This window comes from Lacrimispora sp. 38-1, assembly GCF_049890855.1.
Classification (GTDB): domain Bacteria; phylum Bacillota; class Clostridia; order Lachnospirales; family Lachnospiraceae; genus Lacrimispora.
Window position 1 is genome coordinate 44103 of the sequence record NZ_JBANEW010000103.1, and the last position, 7200, is coordinate 51302.

A 7200-nucleotide genomic window follows, 5' to 3' on the forward strand; every position below is an offset into this window, starting at 1 on the left:
ATGGGTGCAGATAATAACTTTCTATGGACAGATTGTTATATGGAGTTAGCAGATAAAATTTTGAGTTTTAAAACAGATCGCAAATCGTTGCTAACGTTACTTCAAATCGTGTTTGAAGAGGCAGATATGAAGTTCTCATACATGGAAGATGATAAAGTAATGGAAGATATTTGTCCTTTTACTGTTATGGGCGCAATCAATAGGGGAATAAAGGATGAAAATAGAATTGCTATATTAAGTTCATTAAAAGCTCATTTGGGAATGAAATCAGAAGTTCCAAAATCTTTTATTGGAATCCCTTTATTAAACAACATGAAGACCTGGTTTTTTGCATTAAAGAAAGATCAAGGTGATAAAGATATTCAAAATTTATGGGATATGTTTGAAATTGCACTTTCTTATGCAGATGAGCCTACAAATGATAAAAGAGGCAAATTTATTTCATGTTTTGATACGGTTGTAAAACAGATTAATGTTAGATGGAATATTACGATGGGACTATACTGGTGCCGGCCTTATACATATATAAATTTAGATGAAAGAAATCGTAAATTTATATTGCAAAATGGGAATTTACCATCATATTTTTCAACAGTGTTTGCAGGGATTGATAAGAAGTTGCCAGATGGAAATAAGTATCTTTTTATGTGCGAACAGTGTACGAATGCCATTAAAAATGGAAACTTCGGATATGAAAATCTTCCGGAATTATCATACATAGCATGGAAATCTGCACAAGAGAGCTCGGGAAAAAAGTCTAATGCAGAATTTTTAAAGTGGTTTGAACCAATTGTAACAGCTTTAAAAGATCTTGGTGGCAGAGCTAATCCCAAAGATGTACGTGACAGAATTGCCATCAACTTAAAATTATCTCAAGAAGAAATACACGAAACACGTGGGAAGTCTAAAACAAATAAGTTTGCAAATGAGGTAGCATTTGCAAGAAATTATTTAGCTTATGAAGGAATTATAGATAAATCAGAACGCGGAATATGGGCTTTGACTGATAAAGGCATAGACTGTGAGATGTCTGAACAATATGCAAGTGATATTTTTCAAAAATGGGTTGAAATTCTAAAGAACCGACGAGAGGAACAGAACCCAGATGAAGAAACAGATTCACAAGTTCATTTTTGGATATATGCAGCAGGTGAAAATTCAAGACTATGGGAAGACTTTTACCAAAAAGGAATTATGGCGATTGGATGGGATGAAATAGGGAATCTGTCAGATTACGCTGATCGTGATGAAATGATAACAGCAATGCAAGAGAAAATCGCAGATGAAAAGTCATATAAAAATGATTCCCTAGCTACATGGCAATTTGTAAATACAATGAACATCGGTGACATTGTATATGTGAAGAGGGGCATGAGCAAAGTTGTTGGAAGAGGTGTTGTAAAATCAGATTATATCTATGATTTAAGCAGAAAAGAATACAAAAATACACGTAAAATTGAGTGGACTAATAAAGGGGAATGGGAACATCCGGGACAAGCTGTTCTTAAGACACTTACTGACGTTACCCAATATACAGATTACGTACTAAAACTAGAGGCTATTTTTACAGAAGATGCAGGACAAGAACTAGAGACGCAGAAACCGGTGGTATATTCAAAGTATACAGAAGAAGATTTTCTTAACGAAGTATTTATGGATAAAGAAGAGTATGAGCGTTTGGCAAGACTTCTTTTGAAGAAGAAAAACCTAATTCTTCAAGGTGCACCTGGGGTAGGAAAGACATTTGCTGCAAAAAGATTAGCATACTCCATTATGCAGGTGAAAGATTCTAGTCGAGTTACAGTTATTCAGTTTCACCAAAGTTATAGCTACGAAGATTTTATTATGGGATATAGACCAACAAAAGAGGGGTTTGAATTAGTTCCTGGACCATTTTATGATTTTTGCAGAAAAGCTCAGGACGATGAAGACAGAGAATATTTCTTTATCATTGATGAAATTAACAGAGGTAACTTGAGTAAAATATTTGGAGAGCTGCTGATGTTAGTTGAAACGGATAAAAGGGGTGAAAGTCTGAGACTTTTATATAAGAATGAATTATTCTCTGTTCCTAAAAATGTTCATATCATTGGTATGATGAACACCGCAGACAGGAGTTTGGCAATGATTGATTATGCACTCAGAAGACGCTTTGCATTTTATGAATTAAAGCCAGCACTTGAAAGTCAACAGTTTAAAGATATGAAAGCTATCGCAAAAAATGAAAAATATAATAAGTTAATTGAAAAAGTTATTTCTTTAAACAAGGTAATTCAAGAAGATGAGTCATTGGGAAGCGGATTTGTAATTGGTCATAGTTATTTCTGCGTTTCAGAAAAAATCGCAGATGATGATGTATCAGCGATTATAGAATTCGAGCTGATTCCACTTATTAACGAATATTGGTTTGATGAACAGACAAAAATTTCAGATTGGTCTGCTAAATTGCGTGGTGTTATGAATGATTAGAATTAAAAATGTTTATTACATGCTTAGCTATGCTTTTCGCATTTTAGCCGAGGAAAAATATCATGATATTAATGCGGAAGAGTTTCAATATACAGCAGATTTAATGGCAGCAATTCTTCAAAAAGGATTGTCAAGTCAGATAAAAAAAGGACTCGGCAGAGATTATATTCAAAAGACAGATATGCTTTCTACACCTCGAGGAAAAATAGATATTTCCCTCTCTGTAAAGGAACAGGCTATATTTTCAAGAAAATTGGTATGTGTCTATGACTCTTTTGAAGAAAATACTTATATGAATCAGGTATTGAAGAGTACTGCGCAAAGACTAATTCAGACTGATGATGTGAAAATGGAACGTAAGAAGGCACTTAAGAAATTAATGCTCTATTTCAATAACGTAGATATTATTGATCTTCGAACCATAAAATGGAGAGGTTTTCAATACACAAAAAATAATGCCACATACAAGATGTTAATCAATATTTGCTTTTTGGTAGCAAAAGGCCTTCTTTTAACAGATGAAAAGGGTGATTTGAAAATGTCAAAATATCTTGATGACAGGCAAATGCATAACCTTTATGAGAAGTTTATTTTGGAATATTATCGGAAACATTATCCGGAATTTAAAGCGAAACCATCGCAAGTTGACTGGAATGTAGATGATGGGTTCTTAGGATTGCTTCCTACTATGAAAACAGATATTACATTAGAATATCAAGGGCGAACAACAATTATTGATGCAAAATACTATTCCAGAATGCTTCAGTATAATCAGTTGTTTAATTCTAAGACATTACATTCTAATAATATGTATCAAATATTTACCTATGTAAAGAATAAGGATGTAAAGCATGATGGAAGCGTTAGTGGAGTTCTATTATATGCAAAAACAGACGAAGAAGAGTTGCTAAATCAGAATTATTTAATGAGTGGAAATAAAATTAGCGTTAAATCGTTGGATTTAGGGTCTGATTTTGAAGAGATTGCTATGACGTTGGATGGGATAGCAGAAAATCTTAAGGTGAGTTAGTAATAATGGTTTTAGTAGTAGAAAAAATGATTAGCAGAATGGTTTTAGAATTTTTGATGTGGAAAGGAAGTGTTGCCCGTTGAATATAAATGAGGTCTTACAATTTGAAGAAAAGTAAATTTTTGATCGTAAAAGTATAAATATTGAATCGAAAACATTAGCTATCCACATTGTGGCATTTGCTAATGCCGATGGGGACACGATTGCTATTGGAATATCAGATAAGACTCGTAGAGTTGAAGGAGTAGACTTGGGATAGGGTTGAAAGATTTATGCCTGGAAGTATGGCAAGGCAGACCCATATCCAAATGCTGGTGTATTTGACGATGTTTGAGTATTTAAAGGAAAATTTTCCGGATTTTATTTGTATGCCGTTGCTTGTAATTGATTCGGCAAATCAACCAATGGGAACTGATAGTTTTGAAAAAGTATATACAGTTATTATTGAGATGGCCGAAAAAATAGGAATACAAACAATTTTTCTTTCTAAAGACAAAATTAATGGAATTAAACCAAATGATTTTATTGATATTTCAGAAGGGTTAAATAAATTTCATCAGAAATAGATATAGATTTTTGTCGAAAATATAAAAATTAAACCTTTGAAAGTGGAATATGCTAATGGGAAAAATTAAAGAATATAAGATAGGTATTGATAGTGCAAATAAAATATATTTTATTGATACAAATATCTTGTTGGCGATGACTCAACTTTATTACAAAGGAAAATGTAAGGATGAGGAAATCACAGAGGAAATTAAAATATTTATTCTTGAGTCAAGAAAATATGGTGTACAAAATCAATTTTCTATAACAGAAGTTTGCTTTGATTATAAAAGCAATCAGATGAACAATGAGCAAATGAATAAAATCATGATAGCGTATGACAATTTGCTTATGAATTTAACGGACGATGAGATACGGAATCATAAAGGATATTTAGAACCAAAAGCAAAATGGAATTCCAAAAGAGAATATTCATATAAGAGCATTTTTGAATGTAATCTTCCTAAGTTTTTCTTAGCAAATAACATTGGTATGATTGGTATTTTTTATCAAACGTATTTATATTTTTTGAAAATTTATGACTTGAAAATATCGAATGAGGAACCACTGACAAAGATTAGAAGCTTGTTTAAGTTTATGACGGAAGATATTGATGTTTTTATGGGATATGAATTTTATTTAGGGGTTATGTTATTTGTTGGAAGTCAGAAAGAACGTGAAATATCACAAGGTATTTTCAAACCAATGGCTAATCCCCCATTGGATCATATTTTAAACACAGTTATTGATATATTTCAATATAGAATGGCATGTTTTATTGCTGATTATTCTGTTAGAATGAAAATGCCTATGAAGGCAGTGTTTGCAACTATGGATATAGATTTACAGAAATATATAGAACATAATATGTCCTATCAAACAGTAATGACATCCAATATGATAACGCCTATCAATCATTTTGAAATTGCAATCGATTCAAAATATATACAAGAATGGGATAAATTTTATGATGAAATTTATTATCCAATTCTTCAATCAAGATTTTCAGAAATTCATACGCATGAAATTGATAAAGAAAAAAGAAAGTTCATTTCAGATAAGATTAGGAATGAGATCGTTAAATATGAGAGAATAGTAGTCTATAATATAAAATGAGTTTTATAAGAAATTTTGGGTATATTTTGGGTATAAGAAATATCACCATTTAAATGATATATAAAACTATATCAAAATGAAACGAAATATTAACTGGAACAAATATAAATTAGCTCAAGCAAAGACTATGAAAAAGAGTTTGAATAAAAATTTTGAGCCCATAAAATCTTGTAAAATAAGGATTTGTGGGCTCTCTTTATGTCGTTTGGTGCTAGGAGGATATATTTAGCAATTTAAGTAATTTTTGCTTATTTATTTTATCCCAGTGTTTAATCTTATGTTTATAGTCAGTAATGACTCTATCAACAACATTATTAGTAAAGTTATCATAATCTCCAATATATTCAATTCGATCTGACCAGTATGGCTGGGAAAAAAATCTAACTTCACCTTCAGAGATTTTGAAATTGATGTCTTGGAATCGGTTGTATTTATTTTGGGATAGTGTTTTTGCATATTCTTTATCGAATCCAGCAATATTACGGCCTTCAATATCGGCACGTACTTCTTTGAGTATTGCAAACATTGAATAGTTTGGAGAGTGATGATATAAAAAAAAGTGGTTAAAGTCTTTGTGATTATAATGAGCAATTTCATGAGCGATAGTAATTTTTCATTCATCAAAACATGTTGAATGTGGAGGTGCGATAAGTAAATCCCTAAGCCAAAGTGTTGTCGTAGTAAGACAATTTGTGAAAGGAAAATATCCACCATTATAATCAACACTTCGATTAAAAAGAAAATGTATTTTACTGTTAGGACACATATTAGAAATTTCCTCTTTACATTTGTTTATCATATTGTTTATATCATTTTGGCTACATTTTGTTGATTTTTTAATTTTTCTAATAGAAATTTTTTTGAGTTCATCCAGTATTTGCATTAACATTATAATAGATGATAAATTAAATACAAATGTTAATACTATAAATACTAAAATGTACATAATTTCCTCCTCTGTAAGTATTATTTTTCATAACATGTTTTATTTGTAGCTAATTCATATACTCTTGTATCTAAACGATATAAAAGTATTGTAACATATAAATTAGAACTAAGAAATAAATATTTATTTAATTAGATCTGCTTTTGTAAAATACAATAGTAACGTATTGTATCTTTCGTGCAACTACTTATTGCTTTCTAAATCCCACTACCCATGGTATTCTGTAGAAGATAGTAATTTAAATATGGAGGGGCAATAAAATGACATTTTCAGACAAATTACAGATTATCCGAAAATCTAAAGGCATCACCCAGGAAGAATTAGCCGAAAAATTAAATGTATCCCGTCAGGCGGTCACAAAATGGGAGAGCGGCATGGTATAACCCGGACATAATGAATTTAATTCAATTAAGTGAATTAGTTCATATTACGGTTGATTACCTTGTTAAAGATAATCAATGCAGTAAATTTATAGAGATTACCTATGATAATGACATGGACGAACTAATAGATTTCAAATTAGAGGCAATCAAAAACACTTACGCAAGTTATGCTGAACCCTGTGGCGCATCAAGGCCTGGTTCAAATGATTATACCTAAACAAAAGGCGATTACCAATATTATGATACGTGGTTAGGTGGAGAAAAGTTTTCCGGGGAGGAAGCTATCTGGAAAAAGGGAAAAGCAAGTTACTCGATGAACTATTTCGGAAGAAACTTAGACGAGAGATTTAGCAGTGATTTTTTAAAAGAGGTATTGGGATCAGCACCGAGAGAATTACCTTATAGAGGTCCGGAATTCTATCAATCTGGAGAGTACACGTACAAAATAAGGTAATAGGAGATATGGACTGGTTCCAGGGCTACGAAGTATTTACTGCCAGAATATTAAAGTTTATGAATGTTTTTATCATGGAGGTGTGTTGGTATAGTGAAATAGCAGATATTCCATTGATAAAAAGATAAGGTAAAGGCCCCTGCAATAGTGTTAGATTAGATTAATGATTCAATTAGAGAGGTTCAATTTGAGCTTCTCTTTTTTGTGTTTTTTAAGTAGTAATAAGGCAAAAATAATCATCAAATACGTTAAAATC

At 31.5% G+C, this 7200-nt stretch carries 8 protein-coding genes; 7 read left to right on the top strand and 1 reads right to left on the bottom strand.

Annotated features, from left to right (window positions below; translation table 11 throughout):
* The 5 genes from V7D18_RS27670 (at position 1) to V7D18_RS27690 (ending at position 5161) form a co-directional block, all read left to right on the top strand.
* Positions 1 to 2469 (top strand): AAA family ATPase, encoded by a 2469-nt coding sequence (locus V7D18_RS27670; protein ID WP_426159335.1) that lies wholly within the window; start codon positions 1 to 3, stop codon positions 2467 to 2469.
* Entirely contained in the window at positions 2462 to 3499 is a 1038-nt protein-coding gene (mcrC, locus tag V7D18_RS27675; RefSeq protein ID WP_426159337.1) for a 5-methylcytosine-specific restriction endonuclease system specificity protein McrC, read from the top strand. The genes V7D18_RS27670 and mcrC overlap by 8 nt, the downstream gene beginning before the upstream one ends.
* A gap of 142 nt (positions 3500 to 3641) precedes the next feature.
* Positions 3642 to 3758, top strand: coding sequence for an RNA-binding domain-containing protein (locus V7D18_RS27680; RefSeq protein WP_426159345.1), 117 nt, complete (start codon positions 3642 to 3644; stop codon positions 3756 to 3758).
* Positions 3759 to 3771: 13 nt separating this feature from the next.
* The gene (locus V7D18_RS27685) at positions 3772 to 4065 is read left to right on the top strand and encodes a hypothetical protein (RefSeq protein ID WP_426159338.1); all 294 of its coding nucleotides are present in this window, start codon (positions 3772 to 3774) and stop codon (positions 4063 to 4065) included.
* A gap of 55 nt (positions 4066 to 4120) precedes the next feature.
* Entirely contained in the window at positions 4121 to 5161 is a 1041-nt protein-coding gene (locus tag V7D18_RS27690; RefSeq protein WP_426159340.1) for a hypothetical protein, read from the top strand.
* Between the two features lie 613 nt (positions 5162 to 5774).
* Here V7D18_RS27690 and V7D18_RS27695 read toward each other — a convergent pair.
* Complete coding sequence (locus V7D18_RS27695) at positions 5775 to 6107, bottom strand: hypothetical protein (protein WP_426159342.1); 333 nt, start codon at positions 6105 to 6107, stop codon at positions 5775 to 5777.
* 260 nt (positions 6108 to 6367) lie between these two features.
* Here V7D18_RS27695 and V7D18_RS27700 point away from each other — a divergent pair, with 260 nt between their 5' ends.
* Both V7D18_RS27700 and V7D18_RS27705 read left to right on the top strand, forming a co-directional pair.
* Positions 6368 to 6490: a helix-turn-helix transcriptional regulator gene (locus V7D18_RS27700; protein WP_426159343.1), complete on the top strand. Its 123-nt coding sequence runs from the start codon at positions 6368 to 6370 to the stop codon at positions 6488 to 6490.
* Positions 6491 to 6773: 283 nt separating this feature from the next.
* Positions 6774 to 6944 carry a DUF5680 domain-containing protein gene (locus V7D18_RS27705; protein WP_426159347.1) on the top strand — a complete coding sequence of 57 codons (171 nt, stop codon included), beginning with the start codon at positions 6774 to 6776 and terminating at the stop codon, positions 6942 to 6944.
* The last annotated feature ends 256 nt before the right edge of the window (positions 6945 to 7200 follow it).

Bases quoted from the DNA above. Each gene is read 5' to 3' on its own strand.
- V7D18_RS27670 (WP_426159335.1), top strand. From the start codon at position 1: ATGGGTGCAGATAATAACTTTCTATGGACAGATTGTTATATGGAGTTA.
- mcrC (WP_426159337.1), top strand. From the start codon at position 2,462: ATGATTAGAATTAAAAATGTTTATTACATGCTTAGCTATGCTTTTCGC.
- V7D18_RS27685 (WP_426159338.1), top strand. From the start codon at position 3,772: ATGCCTGGAAGTATGGCAAGGCAGACCCATATCCAAATGCTGGTGTAT.
- V7D18_RS27690 (WP_426159340.1), top strand. From the start codon at position 4,121: ATGGGAAAAATTAAAGAATATAAGATAGGTATTGATAGTGCAAATAAA.
- V7D18_RS27695 (WP_426159342.1), bottom strand. From the start codon at position 6,107: ATGTACATTTTAGTATTTATAGTATTAACATTTGTATTTAATTTATCA.
- V7D18_RS27700 (WP_426159343.1), top strand. From the start codon at position 6,368: ATGACATTTTCAGACAAATTACAGATTATCCGAAAATCTAAAGGCATC.